The sequence below is a fragment of the Streptomyces sp. NPDC102360 genome (genome assembly GCF_044766085.1).
In the GTDB taxonomy this organism is placed as follows: Bacteria; Actinomycetota; Actinomycetes; order Streptomycetales; family Streptomycetaceae; genus Streptomyces.
In genome coordinates this window covers 158,384-173,011 of sequence record NZ_JBIWLG010000014.1, presented here as the reverse complement: position 1 = coordinate 173,011, position 14,628 = coordinate 158,384, and the positions used below count along the sequence as shown (strand labels likewise).

12 protein-coding genes and 1 tRNA gene are annotated in these 14,628 nt (G+C 69.4%); 5 read left to right on the top strand and 8 right to left on the bottom strand.

What is annotated here, in order from left to right; translation table 11 throughout:
- Window positions 1-23: 23 nt before the first annotated feature.
- Window positions 24-1,337, bottom strand: a complete 1,314-nt coding sequence (locus ACIRHA_RS37325) for a peptidoglycan-binding protein (RefSeq protein WP_403855350.1) — start codon at window positions 1,335-1,337, stop codon at window positions 24-26.
- A 234-nt stretch (window positions 1,338-1,571) separates the two neighbouring features.
- On the opposite strand from ACIRHA_RS37325, the gene ACIRHA_RS37320 reads away from it, so the two are divergent.
- The 3 genes from ACIRHA_RS37320 (at window position 1,572) to ACIRHA_RS37310 (ending at window position 6,061) form a co-directional block, all read left to right on the top strand.
- A tRNA-Lys gene (locus tag ACIRHA_RS37320) sits at window positions 1,572-1,645 on the top strand.
- Between the two features lie 496 nt (window positions 1,646-2,141).
- Window positions 2,142-4,127, top strand: a complete 1,986-nt coding sequence (locus ACIRHA_RS37315) for a glycosyltransferase family 2 protein (RefSeq protein WP_403855222.1) — start codon at window positions 2,142-2,144, stop codon at window positions 4,125-4,127.
- Window positions 4,124-6,061: a galactose oxidase-like domain-containing protein gene (locus ACIRHA_RS37310; protein ID WP_403855220.1), complete on the top strand. Its 1,938-nt coding sequence runs from the start codon at window positions 4,124-4,126 to the stop codon at window positions 6,059-6,061. The genes ACIRHA_RS37315 and ACIRHA_RS37310 overlap by 4 nt, the downstream gene beginning before the upstream one ends.
- Before the next feature lie 307 nt (window positions 6,062-6,368).
- On the opposite strand, the gene ACIRHA_RS37305 is transcribed toward ACIRHA_RS37310, so the two are convergent.
- Complete coding sequence (locus ACIRHA_RS37305) at window positions 6,369-7,367, bottom strand: glycoside hydrolase family 6 protein (protein WP_403855218.1); 999 nt, start codon at window positions 7,365-7,367, stop codon at window positions 6,369-6,371.
- A 161-nt stretch (window positions 7,368-7,528) separates the two neighbouring features.
- On the opposite strand from ACIRHA_RS37305, the gene ACIRHA_RS37300 reads away from it, so the two are divergent.
- Window positions 7,529-8,269, top strand: coding sequence for a GAF and ANTAR domain-containing protein (locus ACIRHA_RS37300; protein WP_403855216.1), 741 nt, complete (start codon window positions 7,529-7,531; stop codon window positions 8,267-8,269).
- A 211-nt stretch (window positions 8,270-8,480) separates the two neighbouring features.
- Here the strand turns inward: ACIRHA_RS37300 and ACIRHA_RS37295 are convergent, their stop codons facing one another.
- Window positions 8,481-9,167, bottom strand: a complete 687-nt coding sequence (locus ACIRHA_RS37295; protein WP_403855214.1) for a class F sortase — start codon at window positions 9,165-9,167, stop codon at window positions 8,481-8,483.
- Between the two features lie 7 nt (window positions 9,168-9,174).
- Complete coding sequence (locus ACIRHA_RS37290; RefSeq protein WP_403855212.1) at window positions 9,175-9,762, bottom strand: hypothetical protein; 588 nt, start codon at window positions 9,760-9,762, stop codon at window positions 9,175-9,177.
- A 139-nt stretch (window positions 9,763-9,901) separates the two neighbouring features.
- On the opposite strand from ACIRHA_RS37290, the gene ACIRHA_RS37285 reads away from it, so the two are divergent.
- Window positions 9,902-10,681: an HAD-IIA family hydrolase gene (locus ACIRHA_RS37285; protein ID WP_403855210.1), complete on the top strand. Its 780-nt coding sequence runs from the start codon at window positions 9,902-9,904 to the stop codon at window positions 10,679-10,681.
- 30 nt (window positions 10,682-10,711) lie between these two features.
- Here the strand turns inward: ACIRHA_RS37285 and ACIRHA_RS37280 are convergent, their stop codons facing one another.
- Genes ACIRHA_RS37280 through ACIRHA_RS37265 form a run of 4 tightly spaced genes read right to left on the bottom strand, consistent with a single transcriptional unit; the run spans window position 10,712 to window position 14,586 of the window.
- Entirely contained in the window at window positions 10,712-11,773 is a 1,062-nt protein-coding gene (locus ACIRHA_RS37280; RefSeq protein ID WP_403855208.1) for a 2-aminoethylphosphonate ABC transporter substrate-binding protein, read from the bottom strand.
- Window positions 11,774-11,818: 45 nt separating this feature from the next.
- Window positions 11,819-12,616 carry an ABC transporter permease gene (locus tag ACIRHA_RS37275; RefSeq protein ID WP_403855206.1) on the bottom strand — a complete coding sequence of 266 codons (798 nt, stop codon included), beginning with the start codon at window positions 12,614-12,616 and terminating at the stop codon, window positions 11,819-11,821.
- The gene (locus tag ACIRHA_RS37270; RefSeq protein WP_403855204.1) at window positions 12,603-13,514 is read right to left on the bottom strand and encodes a 2-aminoethylphosphonate ABC transporter permease subunit; all 912 of its coding nucleotides are present in this window, start codon (window positions 13,512-13,514) and stop codon (window positions 12,603-12,605) included. Before ACIRHA_RS37270 ends, ACIRHA_RS37275 begins: the two co-directional genes overlap by 14 nt.
- Window positions 13,507-14,586 (bottom strand): ABC transporter ATP-binding protein, encoded by a 1,080-nt coding sequence (locus tag ACIRHA_RS37265; RefSeq protein WP_403855202.1) that lies wholly within the window; start codon window positions 14,584-14,586, stop codon window positions 13,507-13,509. The genes ACIRHA_RS37270 and ACIRHA_RS37265 overlap by 8 nt, the downstream gene beginning before the upstream one ends.
- Window positions 14,587-14,628: the final 42 nt, after the last annotated feature.

Sequence of the window (14,628 nt, the reverse complement as noted above, 5' to 3'; positions counted from 1 at the left end):
ACGCCCCTCGGCTGTTTCGGTCGTCACGAGAACAGCCGGCGCCAGGTCTCGGGGCCGGGGTAGCCGTCGGCCGCCTTGCCGCGCCAGCCCTGGGCCCGCTGGAAGGCCTCGACGTTGCGCCGGTCCGCCTCGCTCCAACGCGGTCCCGGGCCATGGCGGTAGAACTTGCCGAATCCTTTCTTCACGAGCTGCTTGCCGAGCCGCGTGACGTCGGAGTTCTCCGCGCCGGGCCGGAACTTCGCCTTACCGGGGAAGCCGGAGGCCCCGGTCCGCTCGGCGCCGCCACTCCCGCTCCCGCTCCCGCTCCCGCTCCCGGCGGACGGGATGCTCCGCCCCTGCCCGGTCGACAGATACGACCAGGTCGTGGGCCCCGGGATGCCGTCCGCCGCCGAGCCGCGCCAGCCCTGCGCACGCTGGAACGCGCGCGTGGCCTTGCGGTCGGCCTCGCTCCATCGCGGTCCCGGCCCGACCCGGTAGAACCGCTTGCCGCCCCGCTCGACGAGCATCTTGCCGAGCCGCGTCACGTGCGCGTTGTTCTTGCCGGGGCCGAAGTACTTGGCGCCGGGGAACTTCGTCGTCGACGCACCAGAACCCGAACTGCCGCCCGAGACCGCCCTGTACCGGTACGCGCGGTAGCTGCTCGAGTGACTCCAGTACGCGTACGGGGTGGACTGCACCCGCGTGCCCGGCTTGGTCTGCTCGTACGCGATGTACCGGGTGCGGGACGCGTCCGTCCAGCCGCCGAAGATCGTGACGTGCGAACCCTTCTCCGGGTCGGCCGGGTTGTGGAAGAGCAGCATGTCGCCGGGTTGCAGCTGCGCCTTGGTGATCCGGGTGCCGTACTGGGCGAGGGAGCCGGTCCACTCGTTGCCCGGCAGCCCCCAGGCCATGGACACGAAGCCCGAGCAGTCCTGGCGGTAGCCGTCCTTCCAGTACTTGTTCATGTTGTACGGGACCTTGGCCTCGACCCACTTCCTGGCGCGGTCGAGGATCGCGGTCCGGGAGGTCTTGCGCAGCGTCGTGGACTGGACCATCGACACGGATCCGGCGGCCGGGGCGGGTGCTCCGTGCAGTGGACCGCTGCCGCCCTGCGGTGTCGCGCCGGCCCCGTCGCCCGGGGGCGGGGTCAGTGGCCTGGCCTCGTGGTGTTCGGCCGCGGCCGCCGGGGTGGTCTGGAGGCCGCCGATGACGGTGCCCGCGGCGGCGGCGAGGACCAGGGCGTGCCGGGCCCCCGCCTTGGTCCGCACCGGGCCCGGCATCGCGCGCCGCCACTCGGCGCAGCCCGCGCAGTCGCAGTCCTCGGCCGGGTCGACGTCCTCGAAGACCGGGGCGCCCATCGGCTCCGCCGTGTCCCCGTGCTCCATCCGCTCCATGCGATTCCCCTCACACTCCGGTGCCGGACTTTGGAATAACGAGCCTCGATTCCGCACGCTGGAAGCGTCTCAACTGTCCCGGCAAATCGCATGTTGACGGTCTGAATGATTGAAATCGCCAGATTTCACCCTTCCTCCCGGCGTGTCGAGTGGTCAAAGGCACCCCAGAGGGTCGGGTAAAGTTGTGCGAGTCAACCGGCGCCATTAGCTCAGTTGGTTAGAGCAGCGGACTCTTAATCCGCGTGTCCGGGGTTCGAGTCCCTGATGGCGCACAGAAACGAAGGCCTCTCGCTACGGCGGGGGGCCTTTCGCATTCAAGCCCCGCCGGCGATTGAGGCGCGGGGTCCGGGGCGGAGCCCCGAGGCCGCAACGCCGGTTCGGCGGATGAGGTCGCGCGGGCCGGAGGCAAGAGGCCGGGGCGTAAACCGCACGTTTCGCTGCGTATCGGCCTTGCGATCATGAACCGGGTCACAGCACTCTGTCATGGAGCCATTGGCTCCCAAGATGCTTACGGTACAAGGCAGTTGAAATGGGCACCGTGTCACACCGGGCCCGAGCCGGTTGCGGAGCACGCGGGGAGGGGGCCCCGCTCATGAAGCGATGTCGAGGGGGGCATCATGCAACCGGAAGGCCGCCGTACCAGTCTTATGTAAATAGGTAAGGGTGGGACGGTGGCCCGCCAGTGATACGTCCGGGGGCACGGTCAGGGGGCCCGTTCCCGGGCGCAGGACCGACGACCACGCGGTGACGCGTGCGGGGGGATGACTCATGACGTCGACGCCGACGGGCGCCCGGCCAGAGCGGGAATTCGACCCGTCCGAGACGACCCAGCTGCGAGTGCCACCGCACCGCACGGGTGGTTTCCGGCGCATCAGGAAATCGTTGCCGCGCTACGACTACGAGCACTACAGCCGGCTCGCCGGGCCACTGACCCAGCCCGATCCGAACAAGCCGTACAAGGTGCGCTACCGCTCGCTGCTCTCACAGGAGCCACACAGGATCCGCGCCGCGCTGATGCTGGGCGCGGCCCCGCTGCTCTCGCTCGTCCTGCTGTTCTGGCTGCTCCAGCCCGCGCACTGGACCGAACGGGACTACCCCGCCTACGACTTCCTGCCCGCACTCGACATCGTGATGCTGGTGGCGATCGGGCTCATCGAGTTCTTCCGCTGCATGAACGTGCTGTCGAACGCGCACGCGACGCTGGTCGCCCGCGACCCGATCCCGGTCGTGCCGGAGACCGGCACCCGCGTCGCGTTCCTCACCTCGTTCGTGCCCGGCAAGGAGCCGCTCGAGATGGTGACGAAGACCCTGGAGGCGGCCGTGAAGCTGCGCCACCGGGGCCTGCTGCACGTCTGGCTGCTCGACGAGGGCGACGACCCCGAGGTCAAGGAGGTCTGCGAGCGGCTCGGCGTACACCACTTCTCCCGCAAGGGAGTTGAGAAGTGGAACCAGCCGAAGGGCCCGCACCGCGCCAAGACCAAGCACGGCAACTACAACGCCTGGCTGGACGCGCACGGGGACGAGTACGAGTACTTCGCCTCCGTCGACACCGACCACGTCCCGCTGCCCAACTACCTGGAGCGGATGCTCGGCTTCTTCCGCGACCCCGACGTGGGGTTCGTGATCGGCCCCCAGGTCTACGGCAACTACGACAACTTCATCACCAAGGCCGCCGAGTCGCAGCAGTTCCTCTTCCACGCGCTGATCCAGCGGGCCGGCAACCGCTACGGCTCACCCATGTTCGTCGGCACGTCCAACGCCGTGCGCATCAGCGCGCTCAAGCAGATCGGCGGCCTGTACGACTCCATCACGGAGGACATGGCGACCGGCTTCGAGATCCACCGGCACCGCAACCCCTCCACCGGCAAGAAGTGGCGTTCCGTATACACGCCGGACGTGCTCGCGGTCGGCGAGGGCCCCAGCGCCTGGACGGACTTCTTCACGCAGCAGATGCGCTGGTCACGTGGTACCTACGAGACGATCCTCAAGCAGTACTGGAAGGGCTTCTTCACGCTCCCGCCGAGCAAGCTCTTCAACTACACGATGATGATCATCTTCTACCCGATGGCCGCCATGAACTGGATCCTGGCGGCGCTGAGTTGTGCGCTGTTCCTGGGTCTCGGCGCCTCGGGTGTGAACATCGACCCGACGGTCTGGCTGATGCTGTACGGCAACGCCTCGGCGCTGCAGATCGGCCTCTACATCTGGAACCGTCGGCACAACGTCTCGCCGCACGAGCCGGAGGGCTCGGGCGGTGTGGCCGGCATGGTGATGTCCGCACTGTCGGCGCCGCTGTACGCGAAGGCGCTCTTCGACGCCGTGCTGCGCCGCAAGAGCAAGTTCGTGGTGACCCCCAAGGGCGATTCGGCGAGCCCCGACCGCTGGTTCGGGACCTTCCGCTACCACTGGTACTTCATCCTGATCTTCGGCGGCTCGATCGGTGCCGGCTTCTACTTCGGCCACTCCCACCCGGCGATGATCACCTGGGCCTGCTTCGCCCTGCTGATCACCGCGGCCCCGATGTTCGCGTGGCGCTACATGCTCCGCCAGGAGAAGAAGAAGCCGAAGCCGCCCGCGCAGACCCCGCAGCAGGAGCCCCCCGAGCAGTCGGAGCGGGCGGCGCCCGCGCGGGCGGCGCACACCGCGCCCCAGCAGAAGCCCAGTTGGGCCGCCCAGCCGCATGACGGGGGCACGCGGGTGGACTGGGGCAACGAACAGACCACACAGATTTCCCTGGGGGGACACAACAAGTGAAAGACGGTGCGAGCCGCCGCCGTGCCCGGCGCATAGTCATCGGCACGGTGGTGGTCCTGGCGCTGGCCGGGATGAACGGACCCTGGCTGTACCGCTTCGGGTCGGCCAAGTATCACGAGTACAAGATCAACAAACCGGAGTACAAGGCCGAGAACGGGCACTGGGACGTCATCGATTTCCCCCAGGACATGCGCCTGAACACGATTCACGCGGCGCTGTTGCACACCGGGAAGATCCTGCTCGTCGCCGGGTCGGGGAACAACCAGAAGAACTTCGACGCGAAGAAGTTCGACACCCGGATCTACGACCCGGTGAAGAAGACCATCAAGAAGATTCCCACGCCGACCGACCTGTTCTGCACGGGACATACGCAGCTGGCCAACGGCAATCTGCTGATCGCGGGCGGCACCAAGCGCTACGAGAAACTCAAGGGCGACGTCACCAAGGCCGGCGGCCTGATGATCGTGCACAACGAGGACCCGGACGCGCCCAGGACCATCAAGGCGGGCACGGTCTTCACCGGCAAGGAGAACGGCAAGTCGTTCGTCGCCAAGGACAACATCACGGTCGAGCGCGCCAAGAAGGTCTTCGACAAGGCGACCGGCCGGTTCCTGCGCAATGAGCCGGGCCTCGGCCGGGTGTACGTGGAAGCGCAGCGGCGCGGCGCCAAGTACGAGACCGGCACCCAGGACAACTACCGGGTGCAGGGTCTGACCGGCCAGGACGCGCGCAATGTGTACGGCATCGCACAGAAGCTCGCCCTGGACAAGAAGGACTTCCAGGGGATCAGGGACAGTTACGAGTTCGACCCGGTCGCCGAGAAGTACATCAAGGTCGACCCGATGAACGAGGCGCGCTGGTACCCGACGCTGACCACGCTCTCCGACGGCAAGGTCCTCTCCGTGTCCGGGCTCGACGAGATCGGGCAGCTGGTCCCGGGCAAGAACGAGGTCTACGACCCGAAGACGAAGAAGTGGACGTATCTGAAGGACGTCCGCCAGTTCCCGACGTATCCCGCGCTGTTCCAGATGGAGAACGGGAAGATCTTCTACTCGGGCGCGAATGCGGGTTACGGACCCGACAACGTCGGCCGCAAGCCCGGTATTTGGGATCTGACGACCAATAAGTTCCAGAAGATTCCCGGGCTTTCCGACCCGGACAGGCTGGAGACGGCCAATACCGTCGAACTGCCGCCCGCGCAGGACCAGAAGTACATGGTGATCGGCGGCGGTGGCGTCGGCGAGTCCAAACTCTCCAGCAAGAAGACCCGGCTCGTCGACCTGAAGGACACGAACCCGAAGTTCGTGGACGGTCCGAAGCTGGACAAGGGGACCCGGTACCCGCAGGCCTCGATCCTGCCCGACGACTCGGTTCTCGTCTCCGGGGGCTCGGAGGACTACCGCGGGCGCGGCGACACCAACATCCTCGAGGCCAGGCTCTACGACACGAAGAAGAACACGCTCAAGAAGGTCGCCGACCCGAACGTGGGCCGCAACTACCACTCGGGGTCGCTGCTGCTGCCCGACGGACGGGTGCTGTTCTTCGGCTCGGACTCGCTCTACGCGGACAAGGCGAACACCAAGCCGGGCACGTTCGAGCAGCGCATCGAGATGTACACGCCGCCGTATCTGTACCGGGACTCACGGCCGTCCCTGGAGGGCGGTCAGAAGACGATCCGGCGTGGCGGCTCGGCGACGTACAAGACGGAGCACGCGTCGTCCATCAAGACGGCTCGGTTGATTCGGCCAAGTGCGTCGACGCATGTGACGGATGTGGACCAGACGTCGATCGCGCTCGATCTGAAGAAGTCGGCCGACTCGGTGACGGTGTCCGTGCCGGGAAGTCGGTCGCTGGTGGAGTCGGGGTGGTACATGCTGTTCGTCACGGATGACGAGGGGACGCCCAGCAAGGCGCAGTGGGTGCGAGTGCCGTAGGCCGATCAAGCCCCTGCGGCGTTTGAGCAGGCCTTTCCAGCCCCGCCGGCGTTTGAGGCGCGGGGTCCGGGGCAGAGCCCCGGGGTTCGGCCCGGGAGCCGCGGGGGGGGGCGCCGGCGGGGCGGGGCATGTGGGGGGGAAAGCCCCCCGCGGGGGGGCGTGACCCCGCCGCCCCCCCCCCCCGCCCGCCCCCGCCCCGGGGGGGGGGGGGGGGGCCCCCCCCCCCCCCCGGTTCGGCCCGGGAGCCGCCTGCTCAATCGCCGCAGGGGCTTAAAAGATGCTGCTCAAACGCCGCAGGGGCTTGAATTCACCCGGCCAGCTTCAGCGCATACTCGCCCCACCACTCCCCCGCCTTCGGACCCCCCTTGCACGTGCCGTCGGATTCGCCGGGGCGTTTGACCCAGAGGTAGGCCTTGACCTGGGGGTCGCCGGTCTTGGTGGTCGGTTCCTCGCCGAGGGCGCGGCCCGGCGGGTTGCACCAGCGTTCGTCCGCGGCGCCGCCCGTGTACGGCCCGTTGCCGTTGCGGCTCGTGTCGACCACGAACGGCTTGTTGCCGATCTTCGCCGAGAGCTCCTTGCCGTACTTGACCGACTCCTCGGTGGTGTAGAAGTTCGACACGTTGACCGAGAAGCCGTCGGCCTGGTCGACGCCCGACCGTTTCAGCGGCTCGTAGATCTGGTCGGGCTTGCCCCAGCCCGCGTTGCCCGCGTCGAGGTAGACCTTCGTGTCCTTCAGCGACTTGAACTTCGCGATGGCGCCCTTGAGCAGGTCGTAGCGCTCCTCGTGGAACTGCTCCGGCGTGCAGTTGTCCACCATGTGCTGCACCGCGTCCGGCTCCAGGATCACCGTCGCGGGGCGGTCCCCGATGCCCGCGGCGACCCGGTCGATGAACTCCCGGTACGCGTTGCCGTCCGCCGCTCCGCCGCCCGAGTACTGGCCGCAGTCGCGGTGCGGGATGTTGTAGACGACCAGCAGCGCGTCCCTGTTCGCCTTCTCGGCGGCCTCGGTGAAGCCGCGTGCCTGGTCCTCCGCGTTCTCCGGCAACAGCCATTCGCCGCTGGGCTGTTCGGCGATCTTGCGGACCTTCGCGGCCTCGCCGTCCTTGCCGTCCTTCGCGAGCGCCGCGACCGCCTTCGCCGCCTTGCTGTCGGGGTTCACCCAGAACGGGTCGGCGCCCTTGGGCTGCTGCTTCACCGGCCCCGTCGACTCGTCCCCCTCGTTGTCGTCCCCGCTGCCGGATGAACAGGCCGTCACGAGCAGCGCCGCCCCCACGACGACCGCTCCAGCCCTCAGTTTCCGGTACATCCACTCCCCCTTGGGTGCACTGTCTGGCTCTCAATCGTGGCATACGCCCCTGTCGCGCCACGAGCGCGTACGCCGCTTGTCAAGGACCTGTTACAGCGGGCACTGCTCGGGTAGGCGGCGACCAGGAACACTCCGATACGCGGGGTGAAAGGGGGCGCGACTTGTCCGGTGAGACGAGTGAACTGCGCCTGGCAGTTGCCCTGCTGGAGTATGCGGAGATCTTCCGTGACACTTTCGACCCGCCGCGCTATCTGCGCCGCCTGACCGAACACTGCGTGGACCTGCTCGGCGCCCTGGGCGCGGGCGTGCTCCTCGCCCGCCCGTACTGCCCCGCCCCGGCCAGCCACCGGGGCCAATACCGCGAGGTTGTACGGGAGTTGGTGGCCCCGGACAGTCCCGCGAGCCCGGCGCACGACACCCTGCGCACCGGCCGGGCGGTGGCCCCCGTGAGCCTGGACTCCGCGACGACCGTGGCGCGCTGGCCCGCGTTCACGGCGATCGCCCGCCGCCGCGGGATCGCCTCCGCCTACGCGGTTCCGCTGCGCGGAGCCGACGATCTGGTGGGGGAGCTCGCGGTCTTCCAGACCGAACCATCGGCGTACGAGGGCGAGTTCGCGATCGCCCAGGTGCTCGCCGACGCGGCCACCACCGGGCTGCACAATCACTGTGTGCAGGCCCGGTACCAGGACCTGACCGAGCAGCTGGGCGTGGCGCTGGCCAGCCGGGTGCGGATCGAGCAGGCGAAGGGCATGCTCGCCGAGCGCTGGGCGACCGCTCCGGACGCGGCGTTCACGGCCCTGAGACGGTACGCACGCTCGAACCGGCTGCCGCTCGACCAGGTCGCGCGCGCCGTGATCCGCCGCACCCTGCCCGACGAGCGGGTCAGGCCCGACTCTCCGTGAACCCTCGACCGCACCCTGTGCCGATCCGCCCAGGCGCTCTAAAGTCGTGATGAGCGGCCCCAGTCCTCGGCCGGTCCGATCGACGGACCACCACATGCCTCCCGTGCCAGGCCGGGCCCTCCCGCAGCCCGCCGCCCGCGCGGTCGAGGACCGGCCCGGCCGGCGGCTCCGGGGGGAGCGGCTACCGGCCGGGCCAGGTGGGCCTCGGCACTCAACTCGCCTTCTGGGGCGCGCTGTCCACGCCCGACCGATACACGTCCGACAGGTACGCGGACACGATGACGTTCGCGGAGTACGTACCCGTGGCCTTGTCGAAGCTGCCGCCGCAGGTGATCAGGCGGAGTTCCGCGCGCTCGGAGCTGTGCGGCCCGTACGCCTTGGCCGGGTCGAAGTCCGCGCGGGAGAACACCCGGACGTCGTCGACGGTGAACTCCGCGACGGAGCCGTCGGCCCGCGTCACGCGCACCGTGTCGCCGGGCTCGGCCTCGCTGAGGTGGTAGAAGACGGCAGGTCTACTCTCGGTGTCGACGTGCCCGACGAACAGCGAGGTGCCGCGCTCCCCCGGCTTGACCCCGTCGCCGTACCAGCCGACGACGCCGGCCCGCGCGTACGGCGGCGGGTCGATGGCGCCGCTCCCGTCCAGGCCGCGGGCCACGACGGGTGCCTGGACGCGCAGCGCCGGAATGTCGACGCGGCGCGGCTCCGCACCCTCGACCGGCCGGCGGGCGGCCGGCAGGTCGACGTCCGATGGGCGGCCGACGGCGGCCGCGTCCCCGGTCGTCGGCGAGGACAGGTTGAGGTCGGTGGCGCCGTGGCCCCACAGCCACAGGCCGAGCAGCAGCACCACCCAGGCGACCCCCGTGAGGAGCCGCCCGGCCCCTTGCGACCGGTCGCTCATGGCGGGTTCAGCGCCTCGTCGGCGAACCGGGCGACCTGCGGCGGCGCACGCTGCGGACGGCCACGGCGACGGCGGCGACCGCGGCGAGGCCCAGGCCGATGAGGGCGTGCCGGGTGCCGGGGCCCTCGCTGGGCGCGGCCGCGGGGGCCCGGTGGACGGCGAGGGCCTGCCGTTCGGCGGTGCCGCCGCCGCCCGCGTGCACGGGGGCGGTCGGGGACGGTGCGGGCGAGGCGCCCGCGGCGGATCCGTCGAGGACCCGGAGGGTGCCGGTGACCTTGCCTTCGACGCCGTCGCAGGTCACCGAGACCGGGTAGGCCTCGGGCACGGCGGAGGACTTCACGCGGGCCTCCGCGAACAGCGTGGGGTCGTCGGCGGAGGGCGCGAGCCGGGCCGGTGACACGAAGGCCGCGGAACTGGCGCTGCCGGTGACACCGTCGCAGCCGATCACCCGCAGGTCGACCTCGGCGCCCGCGGGAGCGGACCGCGGGGTGACGGTGATCGTTCCGCCCCCTTCGGCCGCCTGGGCCGCGGCGGCCGGTGCGGTCACCAGGACGGCCGCCCCCGCGATACCGACAGCAAGCAGTCCTGCACGCATCGTGAACCTCCTCCAGTCAGGCTCACGCTTGTGGCCGCGTTCCGCATCCCGAGAGGCTCCAGTGGCAGGTCACACGTGACGGGGCAGGTGCATACGATGGCAGTCAGTCAGTCGATCGAGCGCCGAGGAGTCCGCACACATGGCAGAGCCCAAGCCCATCGAATCGTGGCTGACCGACATGGACGGCGTCCTCATGCACGAGGGGGTGCCGATCCCGGGCGCGGACGCGTTCATCAAGAAGCTGCGGGACTCCGGCAAGCCGTTCCTCGTCCTGACGAACAATTCCATGTACACGGCCCGTGACCTGCACGCCCGTCTGAACCGCATCGGCCTGGAAGTCCCGATCGAGAACATCTGGACCTCCGCGCTCGCCACCGCCCGGTTCGTCCACAGCCAGCGGCCGAACGGCACGGCGTACGTGATCGGCGAGGCGGGTCTGACGACGGCGCTGCACGAGGTCGGCTACATCCTCAGCGACTCGGACCCCGACTTCGTGATCCTCGGGGAGACCCGGACGTATTCGTTCGAGGCGCTCACCAAGGCGATCCGGCTGATCAACGGCGGGGCCCGGTTCATCGCCACCAACCCCGACAACACCGGCCCCTCGACGGAGGGCGTGCTGCCGGCGACGGGCTCGGTGGCGGCGCTGATCACCAAGGCGACCGGCAAGGACCCGTACTTCGTAGGGAAGCCGAATCCGCTGATGATGCGGACCGGGCTCAATGCCATCGGGGCGCACTCGGAGTCCAGCGCCATGATCGGCGACCGGATGGACACGGACGTGCTGGCGGGCCTTGAGGCCGGGATGACGACGTATCTCGTCCTGACCGGGCTGACCAGCACGTCGGACATCGACCGCTTCCCGTTCCGGCCGACCACGGTGGCCGACTCGATCGCGGACCTCGTCGACCTGATCTGAGGAACGTACGCCGGCGGCCGGTGCTGCCTCTCAGCTGCCGGTCGCCGTCTTCCAGTCGTCCACGTACGTCTGGAGGTTCTTGGCGACGTCGTTCCAGTCCGGCTCGAAGATCTGCACGCCGTCCATGACCTTGGCGAGTTCGACGGCGCTGTCGTCGGTGGCCTTCACATCGGCGCGCGGTGAGAAGCCGCCGCCGACGGAGCTGACCTGCTTCTGCTGCTTCGCGTCGAGCATGAAGTCCAGGAGCTTCTTGCCGTTGGCGGTGTGCGGGGCGTTCTTCACGAGGCCGCCCGCGTACGGCAGGGCGAAGGAGGTCGGCTTCCCGGAGCCCTTCTTCGGGAACCAGATGCCGAGATTGGGCATGTCCTTGGACTGGGCGTAGTTCATCTGCACGTCCCCGTTGGCGACGAGGAGTTCGCCCTTGTCGACCTTGGGCGCGAGCTTGCCGGTGGAGGCGGACGGGCCGACGTTGTTGGCCTGGAGCTTCTTCAGGTAGGCCATTGCCTGCTCCTTGCCGCCGAAGTCGTGCATGGCCTTGACCAGCAGGGCGGTGCCGTCGCCCGCGATGCCGGGCGTGGAGTACTGGAGCTTGTTCTTGTACGTGGCGTCGAGGAGCTGCTCCCAGGTGGTGGGCGGGGTCTTCAGCTCCTTCGTGTTGTGGATGAAGCCGAAGTAGTTGTTCACGACGGACGTCCAGGTGCCGTTCGCCGCCTTGTCGGCGCCGTCGACCTGGTCCGAGCCCTTGGGTGCGTACTTCGCCAACAGCCCCTTTTCGTCGGCCTGTTGGATGAACGGCGGCAGCGTGACGAGTACGTCGGCCTGGGTGTTGACCTTCTCGCGGACGGCGCGCTGCACCATCTCGCCGGAGCCGCCCTCCACGTAATTGACCTTGATACCGGTCTTCTTGGTGAAGTCCTTGAAGACCTTGTCGTACCAGCCGTCGCCGTTCTCGCCCTTGAGGCCGTCGGCGCTGTAGACGGTGACGGTCTTCTCGTCGGACGCGGTGGAGCCGCCGCCGCAGCCGGTCAGGGTCGCGGCGAGGGCGAGAGCACCGGTGGCGGCGGCGACGGTGGTGAGCGTGTGCTTGCGCATGGCGTGATGAACTCCGTTGCTACGTATGGGTCTTCAGCTGGGTCTTCAGCGGTACGAGGCCTTGGTGCGGATCCGCGACATGGCCAGCAGGACGAGCAGCGTGGCGGCCATCAGGACCACCGCGATCGCGGAGCCGGTGAAGAGGGAGCCGCGGTCGGTGGTCGCGTAGATCTGCACCGGGAGCGGCATCCAGTTCGGCGGGTAGAGCATCATCGTGGCGCTCAACTCGCCCATGGACAGGGCGAAGCAGAGGCCCGCGGCGGCATTCAGGGAGGGCAGCAGCAGCGGCAGCTTCACCTTCCACAGGACGTACGCGGGCCGTGCGCCGAGGGAGGCCGCGGCCTGTTCGTACGCCGGGTCGAGGCGCTGGAGGGCGGCGGACACCGACTGGTACGCGAAGGCCGTGACCAGGATCGTATGGGCGATGATCACGATCCAGCGGGTGCCGTTGAGCAGCATCGGCGGCCGGCTGAACGCCACGAGGACGGCGAGGCCGACGACCACGGACGGCACCGCGACCGGAAGCACGAACAGGGCGTCCATGGCGCGGCGCCCGCGCTTCTTGAGCGCGGCGGCGGCGAGCGCGGCCCAACCGCCGACGAGCAGCGCGAGCACGCTCGCGGTGACGGCCGTGACCAGGCTGGTGGTCAGGGCGGTGAGCGAGTCGCCGCTGGTGGCGGCCTCGTAGTGGCCGCCGGTGAGGCCGGAGGGCAGGGCGCCGGACCAGTTCGTGGCGAAGGACGCCGCGAGGACGACGAGCAGCGGAAGGGCGAAGAGCGGCAGGAAGAGGACGAAGAAGAGTCCCCAGGCTCCCCACTTGCCGGCCTTGCTATGTACGAGCACGACGACTCACCACCCGGTACAGGCCGTAAAGGCTCACGGAGACAAGGACGTTGACGACCGCGACGACGCACGCGCCCGGGTAGTCGGACTCGAGGATCGCCTTGCTGTAGACGAGGGTCGGCAGCGTCGTGACGCCCTTGGCGCCGGTGAACAGGACGATCCCGAACTCGTTGAGGCACAGGACGAGGACGAGGCTTCCCCCGGCGGCGAGCGCGGGCAGCGCCTCCGGCAGGATCACCTGCCGCACGATCCGGGCGGGCCGCGCCCCGAGCGACGCGGCGACCTCCAGCTGCCCCGTGTCGACCTGCGAGAACGCGGCGAGCAGCGGGCGCATCACGAACGGCGTGAAGTAGGTGATCTCCGCGAGCAGCACACCCCACGGTGTGGCCAGGAACTGGAAGGGGCCGGACGCGGCGCCTGTGACGTCCGTCCACAGCCCGTTGGCCATGCCCACCTGCCCGTACACGAAGAGCAGGGCGAGCGTGATCAGGAAGGAGGGGAAGGACAGGAAGACGTCGATGAAGCGGGCGACGGCCTTCGCACCGGGGAACGGCACGAACGCGACGATCAGCGCGAGCGCGAAGCCGAGGACGAGACAGCCGACCGTGGCCCCGACGGCGAGCCATACCGTCGTACCGAGCGCCTCGCGGAACGCGGACGACGCGAAGACGTCGGCGTACGGCTTGAGGGACGTGCCGCCGGTGTCGGGGGTGAGCGACTGCTGGACGACGAGGAAGAGCGGGTAGAGGAAGACGACCGCGAGGGCGGCGACGGGCGGCAGGCTCCAGATCATTCGCGGCAGCCGCCGCTGTGGGCAGGCGTTCCGCACGGCGGAACGGGTGGGCACAGCCCCCGGTGCCGGTTCACGTTCCCTGAGGTCCGGGACGGTACTAGCCATCGGCCACCCCCGCGGAGAGCAGCACCGCGTCGTCCGGCGCGAAGTGCAGGGTGACCCGGTCGCCGAGCACGGGCGGATCACGCAGTTCGCGCAGGTCCGCCTTGACCTGATGGCCGTCGACGTCGACGTGCAGGCGGTGGGTGGAGCCGCGCCACTGGACCTCGGAGACCTCACCCGCAAGGGAGTTGGGGCCTTCGCCGAGGCCGACGAGGTGCGGGCGGACGCAGAGTGTGGCGGTGGAGCCGGCGGCGGCGTCCCGGGTCGGGACCTTCAGCTCGGTCGAGCCGAAGGAGACCGTGCCCTTTTCGGCCGAACCGACCTTCACCGGGAGGAGATTGGCGTTGCCGACGAAGGAGGCCGTGAACTCGGTGCGCGGGCGCCGGTACAGGTCCTGTGGTGTGCCGACGTCCTGGAGGCGGGCCTTGTCCATGACGGCGATGCGGTCGGCGAGGGTGAGCGCCTCGACCTGGTCGTGGGTGACGTACAGGATCGACACGTCGGGCAACTCGCGGTGCAGTCGCGCGAGTTCGGCGAGCATTCCGGAGCGGAGCGTCGCGTCGAGCGCGGACAGCGGCTCGTCGAGCAGCAGCACACCGGGCCGGACGGCGAGGGCGCGCGCGATGGCGACGCGCTGCTGCTGGCCGCCGGAGAGCTCGCGCGGGTAGCGCTTGGCATAGGAGGCCATGCCGGTCAGTTCGAGGGCTTCGGCGACGCGGCCGGGCATCTCGCCCTTCGGTACCTTCTGGGCCTTCATCCCGAACGCGACGTTGTCCTCGACGCGCAGGTGCGGGAAGAGCGCGTACTGCTGGACGACCATGCCGATGCCGCGCCGGTGCGGCGGCAGGTCGGTGACGTCGCGGTCGCCGAGGAACACCCTCCCGGACGCGGGCCGCACGAACCCGGCGACGGCGCGCAGCGCGGTGGTCTTCCCCGAGCCCGAAGGGCCGAGGAGGGCCATCACCTCGCCGGGCTCGACGGTCAGGTCGAGGGAGTCGAGAACGGTGGTGCCGCCGTACGCGACCGACACCCGGTCGAACCGGATGCCGCTCAGCTTCTGGTGGTTGTCTCTCACGGCGGCCACGCTCCCGGCGGCGGGTGTCCCGCGCGGAGCGGC